At 70.9% G+C, this 23853-nt stretch carries 14 protein-coding genes; 12 read left to right on the top strand and 2 right to left on the bottom strand.

The window, feature by feature from the left end:
* Positions 1-116 precede the first annotated feature (116 nt).
* The 5 genes from ACFVWY_RS03445 to ACFVWY_RS03425 all read left to right on the top strand — a co-directional run bounded on the left by ACFVWY_RS03445 (position 117) and on the right by ACFVWY_RS03425 (position 8098).
* Entirely contained in the window at positions 117-1697 is a 1581-nt protein-coding gene (locus ACFVWY_RS03445; protein WP_389866858.1) for a methylmalonyl-CoA mutase, read from the top strand.
* 56 nt (positions 1698-1753) lie between these two features.
* A complete protein-coding gene (gene leuE, locus ACFVWY_RS03440) occupies positions 1754-2419 on the top strand; it encodes a leucine efflux protein LeuE (RefSeq protein WP_389866856.1) in 666 nt (221 codons plus the stop codon).
* A 364-nt stretch (positions 2420-2783) separates the two neighbouring features.
* On the top strand, positions 2784-3917 hold the full coding sequence (locus ACFVWY_RS03435; RefSeq protein ID WP_389866854.1) for a serine hydrolase domain-containing protein: 1134 nt from the start codon (positions 2784-2786) through the stop codon (positions 3915-3917).
* Positions 3918-4238: 321 nt separating this feature from the next.
* A complete protein-coding gene (locus tag ACFVWY_RS03430) occupies positions 4239-5750 on the top strand; it encodes a hypothetical protein (protein ID WP_389866852.1) in 1512 nt (503 codons plus the stop codon).
* The gene (locus ACFVWY_RS03425; RefSeq protein WP_389866850.1) at positions 5747-8098 is read left to right on the top strand and encodes a glycosyltransferase; all 2352 of its coding nucleotides are present in this window, start codon (positions 5747-5749) and stop codon (positions 8096-8098) included. Before ACFVWY_RS03430 ends, ACFVWY_RS03425 begins: the two co-directional genes overlap by 4 nt.
* 367 nt (positions 8099-8465) lie before the next feature.
* Here ACFVWY_RS03425 and ACFVWY_RS03420 read toward each other — a convergent pair whose 3' ends face one another.
* Together ACFVWY_RS03420 and ACFVWY_RS03415 are read right to left on the bottom strand one after the other, a co-directional pair.
* Entirely contained in the window at positions 8466-9845 is a 1380-nt protein-coding gene (locus tag ACFVWY_RS03420) for a polysialyltransferase family glycosyltransferase (protein ID WP_389866849.1), read from the bottom strand.
* Entirely contained in the window at positions 9842-10822 is a 981-nt protein-coding gene (locus tag ACFVWY_RS03415) for a glycosyltransferase family 2 protein (RefSeq protein WP_389866848.1), read from the bottom strand. Before ACFVWY_RS03415 ends, ACFVWY_RS03420 begins: the two co-directional genes overlap by 4 nt.
* Before the next feature lie 226 nt (positions 10823-11048).
* Between ACFVWY_RS03415 and ACFVWY_RS03410 the strand changes: the two genes are divergently transcribed.
* The 7 genes from ACFVWY_RS03410 to ACFVWY_RS03380 all read left to right on the top strand — a co-directional run bounded on the left by ACFVWY_RS03410 (position 11049) and on the right by ACFVWY_RS03380 (position 23733).
* Entirely contained in the window at positions 11049-12371 is a 1323-nt protein-coding gene (locus ACFVWY_RS03410; protein WP_389866847.1) for a DUF6716 putative glycosyltransferase, read from the top strand.
* 20 nt (positions 12372-12391) lie between these two features.
* Positions 12392-13639, top strand: a complete 1248-nt coding sequence (locus ACFVWY_RS03405; protein ID WP_389866845.1) for a cytidylyltransferase domain-containing protein — start codon at positions 12392-12394, stop codon at positions 13637-13639.
* A 50-nt stretch (positions 13640-13689) separates the two neighbouring features.
* On the top strand, positions 13690-14622 hold the full coding sequence (locus ACFVWY_RS03400; protein ID WP_389866844.1) for an N-acetylneuraminate synthase family protein: 933 nt from the start codon (positions 13690-13692) through the stop codon (positions 14620-14622).
* A gap of 11 nt (positions 14623-14633) precedes the next feature.
* Positions 14634-15689: a hypothetical protein gene (locus ACFVWY_RS03395; protein WP_389866842.1), complete on the top strand. Its 1056-nt coding sequence runs from the start codon at positions 14634-14636 to the stop codon at positions 15687-15689.
* Positions 15690-15792: 103 nt separating this feature from the next.
* Positions 15793-16116 carry a hypothetical protein gene (locus tag ACFVWY_RS03390; RefSeq protein ID WP_389866840.1) on the top strand — a complete coding sequence of 108 codons (324 nt, stop codon included), beginning with the start codon at positions 15793-15795 and terminating at the stop codon, positions 16114-16116.
* 604 nt (positions 16117-16720) lie between these two features.
* Complete coding sequence (locus ACFVWY_RS03385; RefSeq protein WP_389867099.1) at positions 16721-23446, top strand: RHS repeat-associated core domain-containing protein; 6726 nt, start codon at positions 16721-16723, stop codon at positions 23444-23446.
* Positions 23446-23733: a hypothetical protein gene (locus tag ACFVWY_RS03380; protein WP_389866838.1), complete on the top strand. Its 288-nt coding sequence runs from the start codon at positions 23446-23448 to the stop codon at positions 23731-23733. The genes ACFVWY_RS03385 and ACFVWY_RS03380 overlap by 1 nt, the downstream gene beginning before the upstream one ends.
* Positions 23734-23853 lie beyond the last annotated feature (120 nt).

Below are 23853 nucleotides of genomic sequence, written 5' to 3'. Positions count from 1 at the left end.
TGCCCCCTGCGTCCGGTGTGTGTCCGGTCTCCCTGGACGGATGCCCGCTCTGCCGGGTGCCCAAAGCCCGCGCACGAGGGGAGGGCGGCCAGCAGCTTCAGCGGGAGGTACGGCGGATGACGCGTGAGACGGAGTCGGGACTGCCCATCGAGCCGGTCTACGGGCCGAACGCGCTCGACGGCTGGAACCCCGGCGAGAAGCTGGGCGAACCCGGCGACTACCCCTTCACCCGCGGCGTCTACCCCACGATGTATACCGGCCGCCCGTGGACGATGCGGCAGTACGCGGGTTTCGGTACGGCCACGGAATCCAACGCCCGCTACCGGCAGCTGATCGCCAACGGCACCACCGGCCTCTCCGTCGCCTTCGACCTGCCCACCCAGATGGGCCACGACTCGGACGCGCCGATCGCGTCCGGCGAGGTCGGCAAGGTGGGGGTGGCGATCGACTCGATCGACGACATGCGCGTCCTGTTCGACGGCATCCCGCTGGACCGGGTCTCCACGTCGATGACGATCAACGCCCCGGCCGCGCTGCTGTTGCTGCTGTACCAGCTGGTCGCCGAGGAACAGGGCGTACCGGCCGGGAAACTCACCGGCACCGTCCAGAACGACGTGCTCAAGGAGTACATCGCGCGCGGCACGTACATCTTCCCGCCGGGGCCCTCGCTGCGGCTGGTCGCCGACACCTTCCAGTACTGCCGGACCGAGATCCCGAAGTGGAACACCATCTCGATCTCCGGCTACCACATGGCCGAGGCCGGGGCCACGCCCGTCCAGGAGATCGCGTTCACCCTGGCCGACGGCATCGCGTACGTACGCACCGCGGTCGCGGCGGGAATGGACGTCGACGACTTCGCACCCCGGCTCTCCTTCTTCTTCGTCGCCCGCACGACGCTCCTGGAGGAGGTCGCCAAGTTCCGCGCGGCCCGCCGGATCTGGGCCCGGGTGATGAAGGAGGAGTTCGGCGCGGAGAACCCCAAGTCGCTCATGCTGCGCTTCCACACCCAGACCGCGGGCGTCCAGCTCACCGCCCAGCAGCCCGAGGTCAATCTGGTACGGGTCGCCGTGCAGGGGCTGGCCGCGGTCCTCGGCGGCACCCAGTCGCTGCACACCAACTCCTTCGACGAGGCGATCGCCCTGCCCACCGACAAGTCCGCCCGCCTCGCCCTGCGCACCCAGCAGGTCCTCGCGTACGAGACGGACGTCACCGCCACCGTCGACCCGTTCGCCGGTTCGTACGTCGTGGAGCGGATGACCGACGACGTCGAGGCCGCCGTCGTCGAGCTGATGGACCGGGTCGAGGCGATGGGCGGCGCGGTCCGGGCGATCGAGCGGGGCTTCCAGAAGGGCGAGATCGAGCGCTCCGCGTACCGCGTCGCCCTGGAGACCGACAGCGCCGAGCGCGTGGTGGTCGGCGTCAACCGCTTCCGCCTCGACGAGGAGGAGCCGTACGAGCCGCTCCGCGTCGACCCCGCGATCGAGGCCCGGCAGGCGGCCCGCCTCGCCGCGCTGCGCGCCGAACGCGACCAGGACGCGGTGGACGCCGCGCTGGCCCGGCTGCGCACGGCCGCCGAGGGCGCCGACAACGTCCTCTACCCGATGAAGGACGCGCTCGGGGAACGGGCGACGGTCGGCGAGGTCTGCGACGCGCTGCGCGAGGTGTGGGGCCGGTACGTCCCCTCGGACACCTTCTGAGACGGGATCCGGACCCCGCGGACGGGGCGGCGAACGGGCGTGCGACACTCCGTCCCATGCTGGGTGTCACCGACCTTCCGACCTACCTCGCCGGCCTGGTGCTGATCGTGCTGCTGCCGGGGCCGAACTCGCTGTACGTGCTGTCCGTCGCCGCCCGGCGCGGGGTACGGACCGGGTACGCCGCGGCGGCCGGGGTGTGGACCGGGGACACCGTGCTGATGACGCTGTCCGCACTGGGAGCCTCCTCGCTGCTGCGGACGACGCCGGTGCTCTTCGCCGTCGTCAAGTACGCGGGTGCGGGCTACCTCACCTGGCTGGCCATCGGCATGCTGCGCACCGCGCTGGCCCTGTGGCGCGAGAGGCACCGGCGCATGGCCGAACTGACCGGACAGGACGCCGGGGAGGAGGCCGCGGAAGCGAGGGAGCGGCCTTACCGGCGGGCGCTCGTGGTCAGTCTCGTCAACCCGAAGGCGATCCTCTTCCTGATCTCCTTCTTCGTGCAGTTCGTCGACCCCTCGTACGCCTATCCGGCGCTCTCCTTCCTGGTGCTGGGCACCCTGCTCCAGATCGCCAGCTTCCTCTACCTCTCCGTGCTGATCTTCGGCGGCACCCGGCTCTCCGCCGCCTTCAGCCGCCGCAAGAGGCTGTCGGCCGGGGCGACTTCGGCGGCCGGGCTGCTGTTCCTCGGGTTCGCGGTCAAGCTGTCGCTGGCCAGCGCCTAAGGTCCTTCGTCCGTCCCAGGACGGCCCGGGAGGGACCGGGGAGGCCCGGGAAGGCCCGGGAGGACCGGGGAGCGGGGCCCCGGTACGGGGCAGGCACCGGGCCGTCTTCGGCGCCCGCGTTCCTCGGCTGTCCGGGGGACAGCCCTACCCGGGACCGGGCGGCCAGCCGGATCGCCGTGGGCCGCTTCAGCGGAAAGGCTGGGACCGGCAGCGGGGACCACCCCGCTGAGATGGTCCAGCGGCCTCCGGCGCCCTCCGGACGGCCCCTCCAATCCGCAGGAGTTGGCGCGTGCACGAGCAGACAGACCAGACGGAGCGGCATTCCCGTCCATCCGGACGCCGGGGGAGGGGGCGGCACGGGACGGTGGCCGCAGCGATCGCGGTGGCCCTGGGCGCGCTCGTGACGGGGGCCGCCGTGCCGACCGCCGCGGCAGCGGCGCCCGTCGCCGAACGGCACGACACGGTGCAGCAGGGGCTGAACGCACTCGTACGCTCCGACGGCATGCCCGCCGCTCTGGCCAGTGTCACGGACGGCAAGGGACACACCCGTACGTACACCGCGGGCGTCGGCGACATCGCCACTGGAGCCGAGGTGCCCCGCGACGGCCAGATCCGCATCGGCAGCAACACCAAGGCGTTCACGGCCGTGGTCGTGATGCAGCTCGTCGCCGAGGGCAAGGTGGAGCTCGACGGCCACATCGACACGTATCTGCCGGGTCTCGTACACGGTGACGGCATCGACGGCGGCCGCATCACCGTCCGCCAGCTCCTCCAGCACACCAGCGGGCTCCCGAACTACACCAACGGCCTGAGCGACGACATCCGTTACTACGAGCCCCGCGAACTCCTCGGCCTCGCCCTCCGGCAGAAGGCCGACTTCGAGCCCGGCAAGGGCTGGAAGTACAGCAACACCAACTACCTGGTGGCCGGACTCCTCGTGCAGAGGGTCACCGGACGTCCCCTCGCCGTGGAGATCGAGCAGCGCGTCATCCGGCGCGCCGGGCTGCGCCACACCTACTTCCCCGCCCCCGGCGAGCTGCGCATCCGCGAGCGCCACCCCAAGGGCTACTACCAGGACTCCGTTGGCGCGCCCTTCACCGACGCCACCGAGTGGGATCCCTCCTGGGCCTGGGCGGCGGGGCAGCTGGTGTCCACCAACTCCGATCTCAACCGCTTCTACTCCGCGCTCATGCGCGGCCGTCTCGTGCCGAGGCCGCAGCTCGGCCAGATGCGCACCACGGTCCCGGCCGGCTCCCCCTTCGCCGACGGCGCCCGCTACGGCCTCGGTCTGGTCAGCACCCCGCTCTCCTGCGGTGACGGCGTCTACTGGGGGCACGGCGGCAGCATGACGGGATACGAAACCCGGGGCGGCATCACCGGGAACGGCCATGCCGTCGGCATCGCCGTCACCACGCAGCCGGGGAAGGCGACGCAGAAGCGCATGGACGAGATCGTGGACAGGGCCCTCTGCTCGGCAGCACGACCGGGCAAGGGCTAGGGCAGGGCCGTGTCGCGCGCGGTCGGCTCCGGCTCCGCTCCTCGGGTCCGCTCCTCGGCTTCGCACCGAAGCTGTCGCCCAGCGGTGTCCGGGCCCTCCGGGCGCCCGGAGGGCCCGTACCTGCGGGGTCGGTGCGCCGTTTTCCGTTCCGACAGGGCGAGTTCATCCGGCGGCCGTCCAGCTTTCCTAGCGTGGTCCGGAACCGATCCTGCGCGCCGCGCATCCGCCCCGCCCCGGTGCCGGGTGTGCTCCTGGTGCGTGCCCCGGTGACCGTACGCCCGGCCCGCCCCTCCCCCACGGGCACCAGACGCTTGGAGCGCCATGAGAGAAGCCCGCACCCGTTGGCCACGGCAGCGCGACGCGGCTGACGTGGAGAGCGCCGCCGCGCGGCACGCCTCCGTCGACCCGACCGATGCGGACGCGTGCCTGCGCGCCTGTGCCGCGCACAGCACCAAACTGGTCGCGGGACTCGACCGGCGGCGCACCACGCTCGCCGAGGCGCTGCGCCATCTGCTCGCCACGTACGCGGCCCAGCCCGCCGCCGCCCCGGCCGCCGCCTCCGCCCTCCCGCTGATACGCCGCCCCGGCAAGGCGGGCGCCGCCTCGGCGACTCTCCCCGACGCCCTGCTCGACCCGCTGCTCGCGGTCGGCAACAAGGCGCTGGAGTGCGGTTACGAGGACGAGGTCAAGCTCGCCCTGCTCATCGCGGACACCGTGCTCACCCAGCGCAAGGGCTCCCGGGCCGGATGGCGGCTGCGGGCCAGGACGCTGGAGGCGATGGGCGCGGAGGCGGCGGCCGTCGAGGCGTACGAGCGCTACCTCTCGTTCACCAAGGACGACGGCTTCGGCGTCGCGGCCCGGGTCGCCGGGATCCGGGCCGGTGCCGAGCGCCAGGACGAGCTGCTGCGGCGCCTGGAGCGCGACTGCCCGGCCGCCGCCGCGCACGCCGACCGTCCCGTCACCGAATCCTGGGCCGAGGGCCTCGCCCTCCATGCCCGCGGCGACCTGGCGGCGGCCGAGCCCCGGCTGATCGGCGCCCTGCTCGCCCAGGAACGCGACCGCGCCCCGGTCCAGGAGATCCAGGAGGCCACCGCCCAGTACCTGGCCCTCGCCCTGGAGACGGCCGGGACGGACCGGGAGGCCGCGACCCGGATCACCGCGCTCGCCGGGCTCTACGCCGAACAGCGCCGCAACCGGATGCGCGGCCCGGTCCCGGATCCCACCTTCGGCGGCGTCCGGTGGACCACGGTCGGCGAGTTCCGCAACCGGATCGCCGGGAAGACGGTCTGCCTGATAGCCAACTCCCAGCGCGTCGGCAGCAGTTCGATGGGCGAGGAGATCGACGGCTACGACCTGGTCGTCCGCTTCAACTCGTACCGGATCGACCCGGCGGCGACCGGGCGGCGCACCGACATCCACGCCACCATCCACAAGCACGGCTTCAACTGGGACCAGAAGGTGCACACCCGGCTGGTCTTCGGCGGGATCTCCGGGGACTGGAAGCACTCCCTGCGCAACCGCCTCGTCCCCGGCGCCCAGCGGTACCTGGGCGACGAATCGCTGCGCTGGCCGCTGCGCGACCTCGGCCGTGTCGGCACCGACGTCTGGCCCGCCATCCCCACCAGCGGCTTCAACATGCTGTGGCTCCTGGACCACCTCGACGTCAGCAGCCGGATCGACCTGATCGGCTTCGACTTCTACGAGAGCGGCGCCTACCGGCTGGCCGACGCGATGAAGATGCCCATCACCTCCGTGCACGAATACACCAGCGAAAAGGCGTGGGTCATGGAACGCGCCCAGAGCGTCAGCGACATGAGGATCCGACTGCGATGACGACGACCGCCACAGCCCCGTCCGCCGCGGCCCTCCCCGCGCCGGCCACGACCGCCAACCCGCTCACCGGCAAGCGCAAGGTCGCCTTCGCGAGCTTCGTCGACGAGAACTACCTGCCCGGCTTCCTCGCCCTGCTGCGCAGCCTGGCCCTGTCCAACCCGAACGTCTGCGAGGACTTCCTCGTCCTGCACGACGGGCTGCGCCCGGCCTCCGTCGCGCGGATCCGGGCCCTGCACCCGCGCATCGACTTCCGCCGCGTCGACGCCGGGCACTACGACACGTACGCCAAGGGCGACCAGGACAACTACCTCGTCCGCAAGGCCTACTTCATCCTCGACGTCTTCAAGGTCCGCGACTACGACACCGTGATCACCCTGGACACCGACATGGTGGTCCTCGGTGACCTCGGCGAACTGCTCGCCCTGCGCGACGGACTGGCCGCCGTACCGCAGTTCTTCTACGGGCAGCACAAGCTCAACAGCGGACTGCTGGTCATCCAGCGGGAGTACCTGAGCGACGCGTTCTGCGCCCGGATCGACGAGGTCGGCCGGGCCGGCACGTACGAGCTGGACAAGCACGACCAGGGCATCCTCAACGCCGTGCTCGACGGCGGGTTCGTCCAGCTCGACGCCCGCTACAACTTCGTCAAGCGGCGTCTCTCCGGCGACCTCCCGGTCCCCGAGTCCACCGCGGTCCTGCACTTCACCGGGCGCCACAAGCCCTGGCAGGGCGGCGAGGCCGGTTACCGCGAGGCGGAGGACCGCTGGCGCGAGTTCGAGCTGTCCGACGCCGCATTCCACGCGGCGTACCTGGAGCTGCCCGGGGCCAAGCACCACGACCTGCTGGTCCACTACGGCACCCCGCACGTGGCCCGCACCGGCTCCGCGGAGGCCGCCCGCAAGGTGGCCGCCGCCCACATCGGGGCCGGTGAGTACCAGGAGGCGGCCGACCTGCTGGGCAGGGTCACCATCCCGGTCGACGAATCCTGGCCGCACGAGGTGCTCGGCCACGCCCTGATGAGCGTCTCGCGCTACGAGGAGGCCCGCGCCCGGCTGCTGCTCGCCACCGCCGCGCCCAACCGGGCCGCGACCGCCTTCGCCCGCCTCGCCCAGATCTCCTGGATCCACGGCGACGACGAGGAGGCGTCCGCGTACGCCCTCAAGGGCCTCTCGGTCGACCCCACGCACCGGGCCAGTCGCCTGATGCACCTGCGCACCACGGACCTGGCCCCGCCCGTGGAGGGCCCCGCCTCCGGCCAGCTCGCCCATGTCGCCTTCTACATGGAGCGCCAGGGCAACGCCGGGGACAAACTGCTGCCCGAGAGCGTACGGCTGGCCTTCGGCCGCGACACCGGGCCGCGCCGCTGGCACTCCGTCCACGCCCACCGGCTCTTCGACGAGGCCGCGCTGGAACGGGTCAACGAACGCCGGGGCCTGGTCATCGGCGGCGGCGGCCTCTTCATCCCGGACACCGCGCCCAACGGCAACAGCGGCTGGCAGTGGAACGTCCCCGACGCGCTCCTCGACCGGATCGACGTACCGGTCATGGTGTACGCGGTCGGCTTCAACGCCTTCGACGGCCAGGCGTACGGACACGGCCGCGAGCGCTTCCTCTCCAGCCTGCGCACCCTCGTCGAACGGTCCTCGTTCTTCGGGCTGCGCAACCACGGCTCCATCGAGAAGGTCCGCGCGCTGCTGCCCGCCTCGCTCCACGACAAGGTCCGCTTCCAGCCCTGCCCGACCACGGTCACCCGGCAGCTGGTGGACGGCTGGAGCGACCCGGAGCGGCGCGAGGACACCGTGCTGGTGAACGCCGCGTACGACCGCGCCGGGCTCCGCTTCGGCCACGACTACGCCCATTTCCTGGGCGAGATGGCGACCGCGGTGCGCGGGCTCGGCGAGCGCGCCGAGGTCCACTGCGCCGCCCACTCGCTGGACGACGAGCGGATCGCGTTCGACCTGCGGCGCGAGCACGGGATCTCGCTGCCGGTGATCCCGATGTACGACTTCGACAACGACGCGATCCGGGACACCTACGCCCGGACCAGGCTGGTCGTCGGGATGCGCGGGCACGCGGGGATGATCCCGTTCGGCTGCGGTACGCCGATCATCAGCCTGATCTCGCACCCGAAGATGGCGTACTTCCTGGCCGACATCGACCGCCCGGAGTGGGGCATCTCCGTCCACGACCGGCACCTCGGCGCCCGGCTCGTGGAGCGGGCCGCCGGGCTGCTCGACGACCACGCCGCGGCCGTCGCCGATGTGCACGGGCGGCAGCGGGAGCTGTGGAAGGTCACCGAGGCCAACGCGGCCGACCTGCGCGTGATCCAGGGCGGCGTCAGCTTCTGACAGGCGCGGCGCGGGGCAGGGCGGCGCGGGGCGGGGCAGGGCGGCGCGGGGCAGGGCCGGACCCGGACCGTCCGGCCCTGCCCCGCCCCGCCCGAGTGGCTCCGCCGCGAGGGCGCTCCGGCGCCTTGCGCGCGCACGCGCCAAACCCCGCACCCCGCGCACCCCGCCCCGCCCCTTCTCCCGCGCTCATGGGCCGGGCACCGCCCTAGGGCCTCTCGTTTGGATCATGCCGGGCTCGCGGGGGCCGGCACGCACATCTGCCGCGTTGTCGTCAGTCACCGACGCTCCGCGTCGGCTCCTTCCTCCGCCTTGCAGCTGCACGCACCAGCCCCCGCTCCCTGATCCAGCCTGATCCAAACGAAAGACCCTAGTGACGCGCCACCCGGCGCCGCACCGACCGGGCCACCCGTCGCACCATCGCGTTGCGCGGCAGGAACGCCAGCTGGGCCGGGACCGCGCCCGGCAGCGCCAGCGAGGTCAGCCGCCTGCGCTTGAAGTACCGCCAGGTCGCCCCGGACAGACAGGCGGCCAGATAGCGCTCGGCGGCCGGGCGCAGCTCCGGGTAGATCTTCGGCTGCATCGCGAAGCCGACCGCGGTGACCAGCGCCGTCAGCTCGTCCGTGGCCACCGGCTCGCCGCTCGTCGCCGCCCGCTCGACGGCCGCCCGGTCCGTCACCTCCGGCACCAGCGCGTCCACCAGCGTGACCGGCACGCGGTTGCTGTTCTCGTACGGGGAGAGCCGGTCCAGCAGCATGTCCGTGCCGACCTGGGCCACCGGCAGCCCGTAGAACGCCGAGGCGGTCAGCAGCGCCGTCGAGAAGCAGCCCACCACCAGTGCGGGGCGCATCCGCTGGTACAGCACCTCGGCCAGGACCGGCGCGGGCCGCACCGCCTCGTCCAGGACCGTCAGTTCGGCACCGAGCCGCCCGGCCTCCTCGCGCAGCGCGTTCGACCACTGGGCCGGAGCCGTGGGGTGCGGCTTGAAGACCAGCCGGGTGTGGCCGAGCGCCACCGCGCCGCGCATCATCCGCAGGTGCAGCTCCTCCTCCTCGGCCGCGCTGATCAGCCCCAGTGCCGAGAGGTACTGGCCGAGCAGCAGCGCGGGCCCCGTCACGCCCTCCGCCCCCGCCGCGGCCCCCGGCGCGTCCGCCAGCTCGCCGAGCACCTTCACGAAGGACTCCGTCGGCACGATCCGCGGCGCCACCCCGAACTCCGTGAGCAGCAGCGGACGCAGCCCCCGCACCAGGTCCAGATGGAGCAGCCGCCGCACCCGGGTGCCGATCAGCGGATCGATCTTGTTGCGGGTGGGGCCGTAGCTCATCAGCCCGTCCGCGTACACATCGAGCGGGGCGCCGGTGAAGATCTGGGCGACCGCCTGCGCCGGGTTGACCTGGATCGATTCCACCGCCAGCTCGACGCGGTCCTCGTCCAGCCCCCAGGCCAGGCGCAGATGCCGCTCCCACAGCGGCAGGTCGTCGGGTCGCGGCTCCCAGCCGCCCGGGTGGAAGGGGGCGATCGTGGTGTTCCACGACACCACGTCGTCGAAGCGGCCGCGCAGCGCGCCGAAGCCGGGCATCGCGTCGAGGGAGGGCGTCGTCTCCGGCACGGCCGCGTTGTTCGAGACGAGCAGGATCCTGCGGTCGGCCTCCGGGAAGCAGCCCGCGTCGAGCGCGGCGGCCAGGGTGGCGGCGCCGTAGAGCGTGGAGGCGAGGAAGATCTGCGTGGTGCGGGAACGGGCGGTGCTCACGCGGCCGCCACCTCCTTGCCGGCCGGGCGGCGGCGCAGCCGGCGCAGCAGGGTCGCGCGTTCCACGTCCATCGAGTCGAGGGCGTCGTCGAGCACCTGCTGCGGCATGCGCCTGAGCGCCGCGGCGCTCAGCGATTTCAGAGTGCGGGCCACAGCGGGTTCGAACCTTTCGATCGAGCTCATGTGATGGAAAATGATCGCGCAATAGGTGCGGACCGCTTTAGGGAGAAGTACGCGCCCGTCACGGTCCTCAGCGGTTTCCCGGATGACCTGGTCGAACGAGCGAATGAAATCGAGCTGACGTACGTCGCCGATCTGCGTGAGCGAAGAGGCGACGCCCCGCCGGTAGAAAATTCCGAGAAGTCCCAGCACCGCGAAGGAATCCGCCTCGCGGTGCAGCCGCCAGATCCACGGACGGTCCTCCGCGGTGCGCAGCCCGTCCGTGAAATGCAGCAGTCCGCGGTCCAGCAGCCGCCGGTGGTACAGCCCGGCCCAGGCGTACGGGTAGTCGACCGAGGTGGTCCGCCCGGCGGGCAGGATCGCGTCCCTGGGGTCCATCACCTCGTCGCGCCGCCCGTGCGGCACCCGGTGCACCGTACGGTTGCGGGCCTCGACCTGGACATGGTCGGTCCGTACGAAGTCGCATCCCAACTCCTCCGATCTGGCGAGGAGTTCGGCGTAGTAGCCGGGGGCTGTCCAGTCATCGCCGTCCAGGAACGCGAGGTACTCGCCGCGCGCCGCGTCCAGGCCGGTGTTGCGGGCTGTGGCCAGTCCGCCGTTCTGCTCGTGTCTGCGGACGACCACCCCCTCAATCTCGTCCTCGGCGCGGCGCAGGAGGTCCGCGGTCCCGTCGGTCGAGCAGTCGTCGACCAGGATGAATTCGAAGTCCTCGCGGGTATTCGCCCGCAGACTTCTCAAGGTGTCGGGGGCATATGTCTGCACGTTGTAGAACGGCACGATGACCGAGAGCTTAACCACCCTCCCACGCTAGGAGCGGGGCCGGCATTTGCCCTGACCCCGGATGGGACGACGGGTGAACGGCGCATGTCGGAATGATGAACCGGTTTGGAGTGCGGGGGCCGGTGTCCTCTTTGTGAGGGTGATTCGCCGAGCGTCGTCGGGCTGTTAACCAGCTGTTGCCGTGACGTTGGGCCGCGAATCGAAATGCCTTCCTAGGTTCTGGGACGTGCCCCCACGTACCGAAATGACGACCGCACTCCGGGTCGCCGTACTCGCCGACTCCGACACCCGGTGGAAATGGGGCGCGCTCACCGCGCGCCGGCTCACCGCCGGGGATCCGGCACGGCGCGTCGAGCTCAGCGGACTGCTGCTGCGCGGCCGGGCCACCCCGACCCCGCGCCAGCTCGCCGAGGTCGGCGACGTCGGCATCGAGACCGGCCGGGTGCGCGAGGTGACCGCCGTCGAGTTCCTGCACACCGTGCGGGACGAGGGGTACGACGTCGTCGTCCTGGCACTCGTCGGCGGTGGCGTCCAGGCGATGCTGCACGGCCTGGCCGCGCTGCGGCTGGAGACCAGGCCGGTCGTCGTCACCGGCTACGTGGGCGTCGTCTACGAGAAGCTCGCCGACGGGCTGCTGCTGCGGCACGGCGCCGACATCGTCCTCGCCAACTCCCGCCACGACGCGGACCGCTTCCGCGCCGTGTACGAAGGAGTCGGCGCCGACGCCTCGTCCGTCACCGAGGCCGCCCTGCCCTTCCTCGGCGGCGCGCCGCACCGCCCCGAGCCCGGCCGCGACACCGTCGTCTTCGCCGCCCAGCCCTCCGTACCGGCCTCCCGGGCGGACCGTACGTACCTGCTGCGCAGGCTGGCCGAGCACGCCCGGCTGCACCCCGACCGCGAGGTGCTGCTGAAGCTGCGCTCCAGGCCCGGCGAGCACACCACGCACATCGAGGAGCTTCCCTACCAGCGGCTCGCCGAGAAGCTGCCGGGCGGCCTCCCGCCCAACCTCCGCCTGGTCTACGGGCACATGGGCGAGGTCCTGGACCGCACCGACCTCCTGGTCACCGTCTCCTCGACCGCCGCGCTGGAGGCCCTGCACCGGCGCGTCCCCACCGCGATCCTCACCGACCTCGGCGTCCGCGAGGCCCTGGGAAACCACCACTTCGTCGGCTCCGGCCTGCTCACCTCCTGGGACCACCTGGACGGCGGCCTGCGCCCCCGGCCCGACCCGGAGTGGCTGGCCGGCCAGGGGGTCGCCGCCGACGGCACGTACGCCACCGCCTACGACCACGCCCGCGCCCGCGTCGACGCCCTGCTCGCCGCGGACCGGCTGCCCGGCCTCGCGCCCTACTACACGCCCGCCACCGCCCCCGGCTACCTCCCCGGCATCCTCGCCCGCCACCACCTCGCCCCCGACGGTCACCCGCTGCCGGGGACCGGACGGCCGCGCGAGACCGGACGGGTGCGCGGTGCGGTGCGCGAGGCGGTCCGGGAAGCGGCGCGCGGCGCCTACCGGCAGGGCGTCCAGCGGGTCGCTCCGGTGATCCGGCGGATGGGCGAGCTGTGAACACCACCTCAGGAGCAGAGATGACCCCGACCCCCACCGTGCTCGCCGTGATCCCCGCCCGCGGCGGATCCAAGGGCGTACCGGCCAAGAACCTCGCCCAGGTCGGCGGCGTACCGCTGGTCGCCCGCGCGGTACGCGCCTGCCTCGCCTCCCGCGAGGTCACCGACGTCGTCGTGACGACCGACGACGCGGCCATCGCGGACGCCGCCCGCGCCGCGGGCGACACCTCCGGCACCCCCGGCCGGCTGCACATCGTCCAGCGCCCCGCGGCCATCGCCGGGGACAGGTCCAGCAGCGAGGACGCGGTGCTGCACGCCCTCGACACGTACGAGGCGACCGGTGACCGCACGGCCGACGTGGTGCTGCTCGTCCAGTGCACCAGCCCCTTCGTCCTGCGCGAGGACATCGACGGGGTGGCCGCCGCGGTCGCACACGACGGCGCCGACACGGCCGTCACCGTCGCCCCCTTCCACGGCTTCCTCTGGCGCGACGGCAGCGCGGCCGAGGAGGACAACCACGGGGTCAACCACGACAAGTCCGTCCGGCAGATGCGCCAGGACCGCCCCGAGGACCTCCTCGAAACGGGCACCGCGTACGCCATGGACGTCCAGGGCTTCCGCACCCACCGCCACCGCTTCTTCGGCCGCACCGCCCTGGTGCGCACCGACGCCGCCCGGGTCCTGGAGGTCGACGATCCGCACGACCTCGCGCGCGCCCGCGCGCTGGCCCCGCTGCTCGACCCGTCCCCGCTGCCCACCCTCGACGACATCGACGCGGTCGTCCTCGACTTCGACGGCACCCAGACCGACGACCGGGTCCTCATCGACTCCGACGGACGCGAGACGGTCGCCGTCCACCGGGGAGACGGCCTCGGCATCGCCGCCCTGCGCAAGGCCGGACTGCCGCTGCTGATCCTCTCCACCGAGCAGAACCCGGTCGTCGCCGCCCGCGCCCGCAAGCTCCGCGTCCCGGTCCTGCACGGCATCGACCGCAAGGACCTGGCGCTCAAGCAGTGGTGCGACGAACACTCCGTCGCTCCCGAACGTGTCCTCTACGTCGGCAACGACGTCAACGACCTGCCGTGCTTCGCGCTCGCCGGCTGGCCCGTCGCGGTCGCCAGCGCCCACGACTCGGTGCGGGCGGCGGCCCGCGCCGTCACGAACACCCCCGGCGGCTTCGGCGCCATCCGCGAGATCGCGGCCTGGCTGCTCGGCCCCACCCTCACGACCACCACCACGTCCACCCCGTCCACCCCGTCCTCCGAGTGACCCGGGTTCCCCACACCCGCCCCGTCATCCCACCTAAGGAAACACACCTCATGAGCACCTCCCGTCTGCGCACCCTCGGCCACCGCACCGCCGGTCCCGGCCACCGCGTCTACATCACCGGTGAGATCGGCATCAACCACAACGGCGACCTCGGCAACGCCCTCGCCCTGATCGACGTCGCCGCCGAAGCCGGCTGCGACGCCGTCAAGTTCCAGAAGCGCACTCCGGAGATCTGCACCCCGCGCGACCAGTGGGACATCGAGCGCGACACCCCCTGGGGCCGGATGACGTACATCGACTACCGCCACCGCGTCGAGTTCGGCGAGGACGAGTACCGGGCCATCTCCGAGCACTGCGCCGAGCGCGGCATCGACTGGTTCGCCTCCCCGTGGGACACCGAGGCCGTCGCCTTCCTGGAGAAGTTCGACGTCCCCGCCCACAAGGTCGCCTCCGCCTCGCTCACCGACGACGAGCTGCTGCGCGCCCTGCGCGCCACCGGCCGCACGGTCATCCTCTCCACCGGCATGTCCACCCCGAAGCAGATCCGCCACGCGGTCGAGGTCCTCGGTTCGGACAACATCCTGCTCTGCCATGCCACGTCGACCTACCCGGCCAGGGCCGAGGAGCTGAACCTGCGGGTCATCAACACCCTCCAGCAGGAGTACCCCAACGTCCCGATCGGCTACAGCGGCCACGAGACCGGCCTGCAGACCACCCTCGCCGCCGTCGCCCTCGGCGCCACCTTCGTCGAGCGCCACATCACCCTCGACCGCGCCATGTGGGGCTCCGACCAGGCCGCCTCCGTCGAGCCGCAGGGCCTCAGCCGCCTGGTCCGCGACATCCGCACCATCGAGGCCTCCCTCGGTGACGGCGTCAAGAAGGTCTACGAGTCCGAGCTCGGCCCGATGAAGAAGCTCCGCCGGGTCACGGGCGTCATCGCCGAGAGCGAAGCGGCCCCGGCCGCCGAGCCGGTCGCGGTCTGACGGGCCGACCGGTGAACCTCGCCTTCGTCGAGAGCCCGGTCCAGCTCCTGAACGTCCTGGAGTGGGCCTACGCAGAGGGAGGCGACGACCGGGTCCTCACCGACATCACGGTCGTCGTCCTCCCCCCGGTCGACCCGATGTCGCGCGGCCAGCTGCGCCGGATGGCGGAGCTGGCCCGCGACGAGGGCATCACCGTCCGCTGGCAGGAGGCGCGCGGCGGTGCGGGCGCGCCCCTGAAGAGCCTGCGCGACCTGTCCGGACTCGTCCGCGGGGCGCGGCACGTCGTGATCGGCGACCCGTTCTCCCGGTACGTACAGCTCCTGCTCACGCTGGTCAGGGCCCGCCGCCTCACGGTGGTCGACGACGGCACGGCCACCATGGAGTTCGTCGCGCAACTCGCGCGCGGCGAACGCCTGGTGCGCTGGCACCGCAAGGGCAGCAAGGGCCCGCGCGAACTGGTCCTGGCGCCGGTCACCGCCCGTGCCCGCAGCCGCTTCACCCCGTCCGCGAACCGTACGGTCGAGGTCTTCACGGCCATGCCGGTCGAGGCTCCGCCCGGTGTGACCGTCACCTCCAACACGTTCGCCTGGACCCGGGCCCGCTTCGGCCCGCCGCGTCTGACCAAGGGCGCCGACCTGGTGGGCACCTCCCTGGTCGAGACGGGCGTGGTCGACCGCGCCCGCTACCTGGAGGCGGTGGCCGCCCTGGCCCGCGCGCACCACGCCACCCGCTACTTCGCCCACCGCCGGGAGTCCACCGACAAGCTCCACGCCCTGGAGGCCGCCACCGGCCTGGAGATCGTCCGCCCCGACCTCCCCCTGGAGCTCATCGCCCGCCGAGGCCCCATCGGCCGCACGGTCCTCAGTTTCCCCTCCACCGTCGTCCACACCCTTCCCCTGGCCCTGGCCGGTACCGAGGTCAAGGTCGCCGTCTGCGACATCGCCCCCGAATGGCTCCGCGACACCGCCTCCCCGCGGGCCCACGGCTTCCTCTCCGGGGTCACCGAAACCGCCCGCGACGTGCAGCGTCTGGGCCCGTGGCGCGCCACGGCGGTGACCGAGGCGTAACCCCCTCCGCCCACCCGCGGGCCCGCCGCGGGTGGGCCCGCCGGTGTCCCCGCGGCAGCGCTCACCGCGCCGTTAGACTGCGTTCTCACGCAAGGGGTGTTCTGTGATCGTCGCTCTCGTCATCTCCGCGGTCATCGCCGTGGGCTTCATCGGTTACCTCGTCAGCCTCTTCAAGCGTGACCACGACATCAGGTGGAACGGCCGGGATGTCCGGGCCCTGGTGGAGGACGTCCGCCACATCGGCACGAACGACGCCGGAAGCTTCGACATCACCTACCGCCTCTCCTGGCAGGAGGACGGCGAGAAGAAGATGGTGGAAGGCCGCGACACCATCCCCGCCCGCCGCTTCCCCCAACTCCGGGCGGGCAGCGAGGTCGCCATCACGTACCTGGACGACAGGAAGATCATGTTCCTCTTCGACGCGTAGGCGGGGCCGGATGGAGGGTGTGGGGGAGGCGCGGGGCGCCTCCCCCTTCGCGTGAACTGCGACGATTGCGTAGAGTGCTGACTCCGTAGTCGTGAGTTACCTCACATTCCGCATGTCACCCTTTGCCGGACAGATGCGGCACGTCCCCCTGGTTGGGCACATGGCCTCTACATAGAGTCCTGCAAGATTCCCTTTCTCAGAGAATCTTCAACTTCTTGTGCCCGAGGTGTGGATTATGTGGAGGCGTGCTGTGGGACCGGCTGGCTGAGTCCGTTCCCGCCAGGGGGCGTTGAGCCGCGGTCGGACAGACTGCCCCGCCCCTCCCCGGCCCACGTGCTCCAGGTCCGCGCGTCCCGCGCGCCCACCCCTCTTCTCCCGCGTTTCGGCCCTTCCCTCCCGTCCCCCGCTGCCCGTTCCTGGTCCGGTATTCCGCACGGTGTCCCGGCTGCCGGTCGACACGGTCGAGCCCTCGATTCTGCGCCGCACCCGAATTCCCGGTGTGCGGCGTCCGGCAATGACGAAAGTGCTACGGATGAGACACAGACCAGGATTCACCGCCGGGAACAGGGTGTTGCGGCGAACATCACTGGCGATTTCCGCCGTGATGGTCGCCACCTTGCTCCAGGCCGCGGCGGCCCCGGCCTCGATGGCGGCGACCAGCAACCTGCCCGGACTGCCCTCGGCCGAGAAGCCGGTCGCGGGAGCCAGGGAGGCCAAGGCCAAGCCCCGGACCCGGACCCCCGGGCCGAAGGTCCCGTCGGGGGCCCCGAAGGCGAAGCTGCCCAGCCCCTCCGTGGCGACGGTCTCGATACCGGGGGCCGACGCCAAGGGGGCCGCGCGCTTCACCGTCCCCGGGAAGCAGCCGATCGCGATAGGCCGGGCCCAGGCCAAGGCGCCCGCGAAGGCACCGGCCAAGGCGTCCGCGAAGGCGGTGGACCCGGTCGACGCCCCGTCACCCACCAGCGTGACCTCACGCGTTCTCGGCAGTGAACAGGCGCGTCGAGCGGGCGTGAACGGCGCCCTGTTCAGCCTCACCCCGAAGACCGCGACGCCCGGCGCCGGGCGGAGTTCCGTCGCGCTGACCGTCGACTACGCCCCCTACGCGGAGCTGTTCGGCGGCTCGTACGCCTCGCGTATGCGCCTGGTCGAACTCCCGGCCTGCGCGCTCACCACCCCGGACGAGAAGCGGTGCCGCACCGGCGCGCCCGTCGCCGCCACCAACGACACCGCGGAGCGGACGCTCACGGCGGCATCGGTGAACCTGCGGGCGGCAGGCCCGACCGTACTGGCCGTGACGGCCTCGGCCGCGGGCGACAAGGGCGACTACAAGGCGACGCCGCTCTCCCCGTCCTCCACCTGGCGGACCAACCTCAACACCGGTGACTTCACCTGGTCGTACGCCATCAGCACCCCCGAGGTCCCGGGCGGGCTGAACCCGAACATCGGTCTCTCGTACTCCTCGGGCGCCATCGACGGCCGCACCGGCGGGACGAACAACCAGGGCTCCTGGGTCGGCGACGGCTTCGACATGTGGCCCGGGTACATCGAACGCCGCTACAAGCCGTGCGTGGACGACGGCGTGAAGAACGCCGACGGCAGCAAGCCCGGCGACATGTGCTGGGCGTACGACAACGCGTTCCTCTCCTTCAACGGCTCGGGCGGCGAGCTCGTCCCGGCGGGCAACGACGAGTTCAAGCTGAAGCACGACGACGGCACCCGGATCAAGCGCCTGGAGCACGTCAACCGGGAGAACGGCGACAACGACGGCGAGTACTGGCGTCTGACCGACCCGCAGGGAACCCGCTACTACTTCGGCTACCACCGGCTCCCGGGCTGGAGCACGGGCAAGGAAGCCACGGAATCCGCCTGGACCCTTCCCGTCTACGGCAACGACACCGGCGAGGAGTGCCACGCCGACACCTTCGCGGACTCCTGGTGCCAGCAGGCCTGGCGGTGGAACCTCGACTACGTCGTCGACGCCCACGACAACACCGTCAGCTACTACTACGGCAAGGAGACCAACTCCTACGGCCGTAACCTGAAGGCGGCGGACGACACCCCGTACACCCGCGGCGGGTACCTGAAGCGCATCGACTACGGCCAGAAGGCGACCGAGGTCTACACCGCGAAGCCGCTGGCCCAGGTCGTCTTCGACAACGAGGAGCGATGCCTGCCCGAGACGGGTGTCACCTGTGCGGCGGACACCATCGACAGCAAGTCGTTCTACTGGTACGACACGCCCTGGGACCTGAACTGCAAGGCCGCCACCAGCTGCGACGGCAGCCGGCTGTCGCCCTCCTTCTGGACGCGCAAGCGGCTGACCGGCATCAGGACCCAGACCCTCCAGGCCGACGGCACCTACGCCAAGGTCGACTCCTGGAAGCTCGAACACCGCTGGGGCATGGCCGACACCGACTACCAGCTGCTGCTGGACGGCATCCAGCAGACGGGCCAGTCCGCGACCCCCGCCGTCACCCTGCCGAAGACGACGTTCGCGTACACCCAGCTGGCCAACCGCCTCGACAAGACCGGCGACGGATACGCGCCGTTCATCAAGGAGCGGCTGAGCACGGTGTCGGACGAGTACGGCGGCCAGACCACGGCCAACTACTCCAAGGCGGCGTGCGACTGGAACGCCCTTCCGACCCCGGAGACCAACACCACCCGCTGCTTCCCGCAGTTCCTCGGCGGCAGTGACACCGAGGCCGCCGAGCAGCACTGGTTCAACAAGTACGTCACCACGTCCGTGACGTCGACGGACCGCATCGGCGGCGCGCCCGACCAGGTCACCCGCTACGAGTACCTGGGCGGAGCCGCCTGGCACTTCGCCGATGACGACGGCCTGACCAAGGAGAAGGAGAAGACCTGGTCCCAGTGGCGCGGTTACGGCCAGGTCCAGGTCCGCACCGGCGGCCAGGGCGGCGACGCCGCCATGAAGACGCAGCAGGACTCCTACTTCCTGCGGGGCATGGACGGCGACCGGAAGAACACGTCCGGCGGGACGAAGGCCGTCTCGGTGAGCCTCGCCGCGGGCGAGGGCGACCCGATCACGGACCACGAGACCGCTGCCGGGTTCGGCTACAAGACCGTCTCGTTCGACAAGCCCGGCGGCAAGGTGGTCGCCAAGTCGGTCAACCGGCCCTGGTACCACGAGACCGCGAAGAAGGTCCGTGACTGGGGCACGGTGACGGCCAACTTCATCGGCACCGCCGCCACCAGGCAGTGGGTCTCGCTCGACGACGGCGCGGGAGCCAAGTGGCGCACCACGTCGACGGCCACCACGTACGACACCGTCGCGGGACGGCCCGTCCAGGCCGACGACTTCGGTGACGACGCCACCGCGGCCGACGACCGGTGCACCCGCATCACGTACCCCCCGGTGACCAGCGCGAACCTGCTCGGTCTGACCGCCCGGGAGGAGACGGTCACCAAGGCGTGCGCCGCCTCGGCGGACCGCTCCAAGGACGTCCTCTCCGACACCCGGACCGCGTACGACGGTGGTGCGTACGGTGCCGCCCCCACCAAGGGCGACAAGACCGCGATCGCCACGCTGAAGAGCCACAACGGCACCAAGGCCACCTACCTGGAGTCGGCCGGCACCTACGACGGCTACGGCCGCCCGCTGACCAGCACCGACCTGGCGGCCGACGTCACCGCCACGGGCACCGACGCCCCGGTCCGCACCGCCCGCAAGGACGGGCGCACGACGACGACCGCGTACACACCGGCGACGGGACTGGTCACCGAGATCAAGGTGACCACGCCTCCGGCCGTCTCCACGGACGCGGCCTCGGCGCAGACGACCACCACCGTCCTGGAGCCCGTCCGCGGCGCCGTGGTGAAGCAGACCGACACCAACGGCAACGTGACCAACATGGCCTTCGACGCCCTGGGCCGGTCCGCCAAGGTGTGGCTGCCGGACCAGAACGCCACCGACCTCCCCAGCATGGAGTTCGTCTACACGGTCACCGACAAGACGGTCGCCGTCGCGACCAGGACCCTGTCCGAGAAGGCTGTCCAGACCACCTCGTACACGCTGTACGACGGGCTCCTGCGCGACCGGCAGACCCAGACCCCGGGGCCGGGCGGCGGCAGCATCATCAGCGACGTCTTCTATGACGACCGCGGTCTCGCGGCCAAGACGTTCGCGCCGTACTACACGACGGGCAAGCCGGGCACCCAGCTCTTCGCGCCGGACAACGCCCTGTCCGTGGAGACCCAGACCCGCACCACGTTCGACGGCCTGAACCGGGCCGTGGAAGTCCGCCAGATCGCGGGCAACGGCGACGGCGGCGCCGTCCTCAACACCACCACGACCACCTACGGCGGCGACCGCACCACCGTCATCCCGCCGGTGGGCGGCACGGCGACCACCACCCTCAGCGACGCCCGCGGCAACACCACGGAGCTGCGCCAGCACCACAGCCGCTCGGCCGCCGCCGCCTTCGACTCCACCGTGTACAAGTACACGCCGCGCGGCGTACTGGAGAAGGTGACCGACCCGGCCGGGAACAGCTGGACCTACACGTACGACCAGCGCGGACTCCAGACGGCTTCCGCCGACCCGGACAAGGGCACCAGCGAGAGCACCTACGACGACCGGGGCCAGCTGACGTTCACCAAGGGGTCGCGGAGCAACGTCCCGGGTCTCGCCTACCTCTACGACGGCCTCGGCCGGCAGACCGAGGTGCGCGAGGGATCGGCCACGGGCACGCTGCGGACCAAGAACGTCTACGACACGATCACCGGCGCGAAGGGCCAGCTCGCCGAGTCGACCCGCTACGTCGGCGGCCAGGCGTACACCTCCAAGGTCACCGCCTACGACCGGCTCTACCGCCCCGTCAAGACCGCGGTCACCATCCCCGCGGCCGAAGGGAAACTGCAGGGCACCTACCAGGCGGGTACGACCTACGGCAAGTCCGGGCTGCCGGACGCCATCAGCTACTCCGCGGCCGGCGCGCTTCCCGCGGGCTCGACCACCTTCACCTACGAGGCGGACACCCTCCGGCCGATCAGGACCAGTGGCGGGGGGATGACGGCCGGCACCGCCTACAGCCTGACCGGCAAGCCGCTGCAGTACACGATGGGGCTGACCGGAAGCACCAAGACGACCCAGGTGACGAACTCGTACGAGTGGGGCACCCAGCGGCTGGCGAACTCACGCGTCGACCGCCAGGACCAGCCCGGTGTCGACCGCAACGTCACCTACACCTACGACGACGCCGGCAACGTCCGCTCGATGGCGGACGTCTCCCGCAGCGGCACGGACAACCAGTGCTTCGTCCAGGACTACCTGGGCCGGGTCACCGAGGCGTGGACCCAGCCCGTCACCGCCTGCGCCACGGAGCCGTCCGGCGGCCTGATCGGCGGGACCGCCCCGTACTGGCAGAGCTTCACGTACGACAAGTCGGGCAACCGCGCCACCGAGACCCAGCACGACCCCACCGGTGACGCGGCCAAGGACACCAAGCGGACCTACGCGTACCCGACCCCGGGCCAGCCGCAGGCCCACGCCCTGAGCTCCGTCACCACGGCGGCCCCCTCGGGCACCACGACCGGCTCCTACACCTACGACGCGAGCGGCAACACCACCGCCCGCCCCGGCCAGAAGCTGAGCTGGGACGCCGAGGGCCACCTCTCCGAGGTGACCGAGAACGGCAAGACCACCAGCTACCTCTACGACGCGGCGGGCAACCGCCTCATCAGCCGAACCAGCACCGAGGCCACGCTCTACCTGGGCAACACCGAGGTCACGGTGCCCACCGGGGCCGACAAGGCGAAGGCGACCCGCTACTTCGGCCTCGGAGGCGGCCAGACAGCCGTCCTCGCGGACGACGGCACGTTCTCCTTCACCATCGCCGACCACCACGGAACCGGTGAACTCGCCGTCAAGGCGGCGGACCTGGCGCTCACCCAGCGCCGCTCGCTCCCCTTCGGCGCGACCAGAGGCCAGAAGCCGGCGAACTGGCCCGGCACCAAGGGCTTCGTCGGGGGGACCGACGACACCAAGTCCACCGGCCTCACCCACCTCGGCGCCCGGGAGTACGACCCCGAACTCGGCCGCTTCATCTCCGTGGACCCGCTCCTCGACCTGGGCGACCCCCAGCAGATGAACGGCTACACCTACGGCAACAACAACCCCGCCACCCTCAGCGACCCGACCGGCCTCCGCCCGGACGGCCCGGCGGGCGGCGCCGCCTTCAACGACGAGAAGGAAAAGGACGGGAGCTTCCGTAAGGGAGGTAGCGGCTACTACTTCCTGGACGACTACGGCGGCTGGAGCTATTCCCACCCGAACAGGGTCTCCAGAGGCAATACGACGGTAGTCGGGTCCTCCGTCTCCTGGTCCAAGCCTGCGCGAGAAGCTGGCAAGACCTGGAAGGACAGCGTCAAGTACACGCCGCTGGAATCGAATCCCCCGAACAACTTCTACACCCAGTACATCGCCCCTGTTCTGGTGGCCCTGATCCTGCCTGACGCGGAGGCGGGGACGGACTGTGTCAGCGGGGACACGTCGCAGTGCGCCTGGGCGGCCACCGACCTTCCCTTCTTGAAGCCCTTCAAGGCCCTCAAGGTCCTCAAGGACATCAAGAAGGCCATGAAGAAGTCGAAGGCCTCAGAAGCCGGCGAGGCGGCGGCGACGTGCCTGCGGCACAGCTTCCTGCCCGGGACGAAGGTTCTTCTCGGCGACGGCACCACCAAGAACATCGAGGACGTCGAAAAGGGCGACGAGGTACTGGCCACCGACCCGCTGACCGGCGAGACGGTTTCCGAAGAAGTCATTGCCACCATCGTCACCAAGAACGACAAGGACTTCACCCAGCTCACCGTCAAGACGGACGACGGCGAGAAGAAGGTCACCGCCACTGACACCCACCCCTTCTGGTCCGTCGACCAGAGCCAGTGGGTCGATGCGGGCGACATAGCACCCGGCGACAAGTTCCGTACCGCGAGCAACGAAACAGCCGAGGTCGTCGCAGTCCGCCATTACACCAAGCGGCAGCAAACCTACGACCTCACCGTGGACCGCATCCACACGTACTATGTGCTGGCGGGGGCCACGCCGGTCCTCGTTCACAACAGCAACGGCGACCTGACTCCTGAGCAGCTGAAGTCCATCGAGTCATATCAGAAGCTGATCGAGGAGCACGAGGTGAAACTCCGGGATTACCTAGCCAACCCGGACGCCTACGACAACAAGGGTTTCCTCAAGAATGCGCCGAGTGAAGAGGTTCGTCAGCGGATCATCGACGGGCGTACGAGGCACTTGAAGAAGGAAATACAAACCTTCCACGAGAACATCGCAAAAATTAACGGGAGCGTTTGCTGATGGTCGAGATTCCAGTAGACAAGCTCAAAAGTCTGTTCGACCTGCTTGTGGAGCGGATTCCTGCTGGGGAGCAGGTGCTGGAAATCAACAAAGAGGCATTCTGGTCCGTGCCTCCAGATCAGGCTTACGACATCTATAGTGAGCCGAGAGATCTCACGATCGGCATGCTTTCCGAGTCCTGGGGCCATCTGGAAGACATGTTGTCTGACCCTGACCGTGTCGTGGGGTACGGCTTCGTCTGGCTTGCCGAGGTGCTTCGTGCCATCGGAGACGAAGCGACGCCCTGAGGTATGGGTAGCTCTTCAGAAGGCTGACTGAGTTCTGGCCCTTGAGTTCCACCAGCAAATCCGAGGCCCCGTCGGGCGTGTCCTGACGGGGCCTTGCCTGGCATGACGGCAGTAGCTACG

It is taken from the genome of Streptomyces sp. NPDC058195 (assembly GCF_042883525.1).
Lineage (GTDB): Bacteria > Actinomycetota > Actinomycetes > Streptomycetales > Streptomycetaceae > Streptomyces.
The sequence above is the reverse complement of the archived record's forward strand: the minus strand, read 5'-3'. Positions and strand labels throughout refer to the sequence as shown.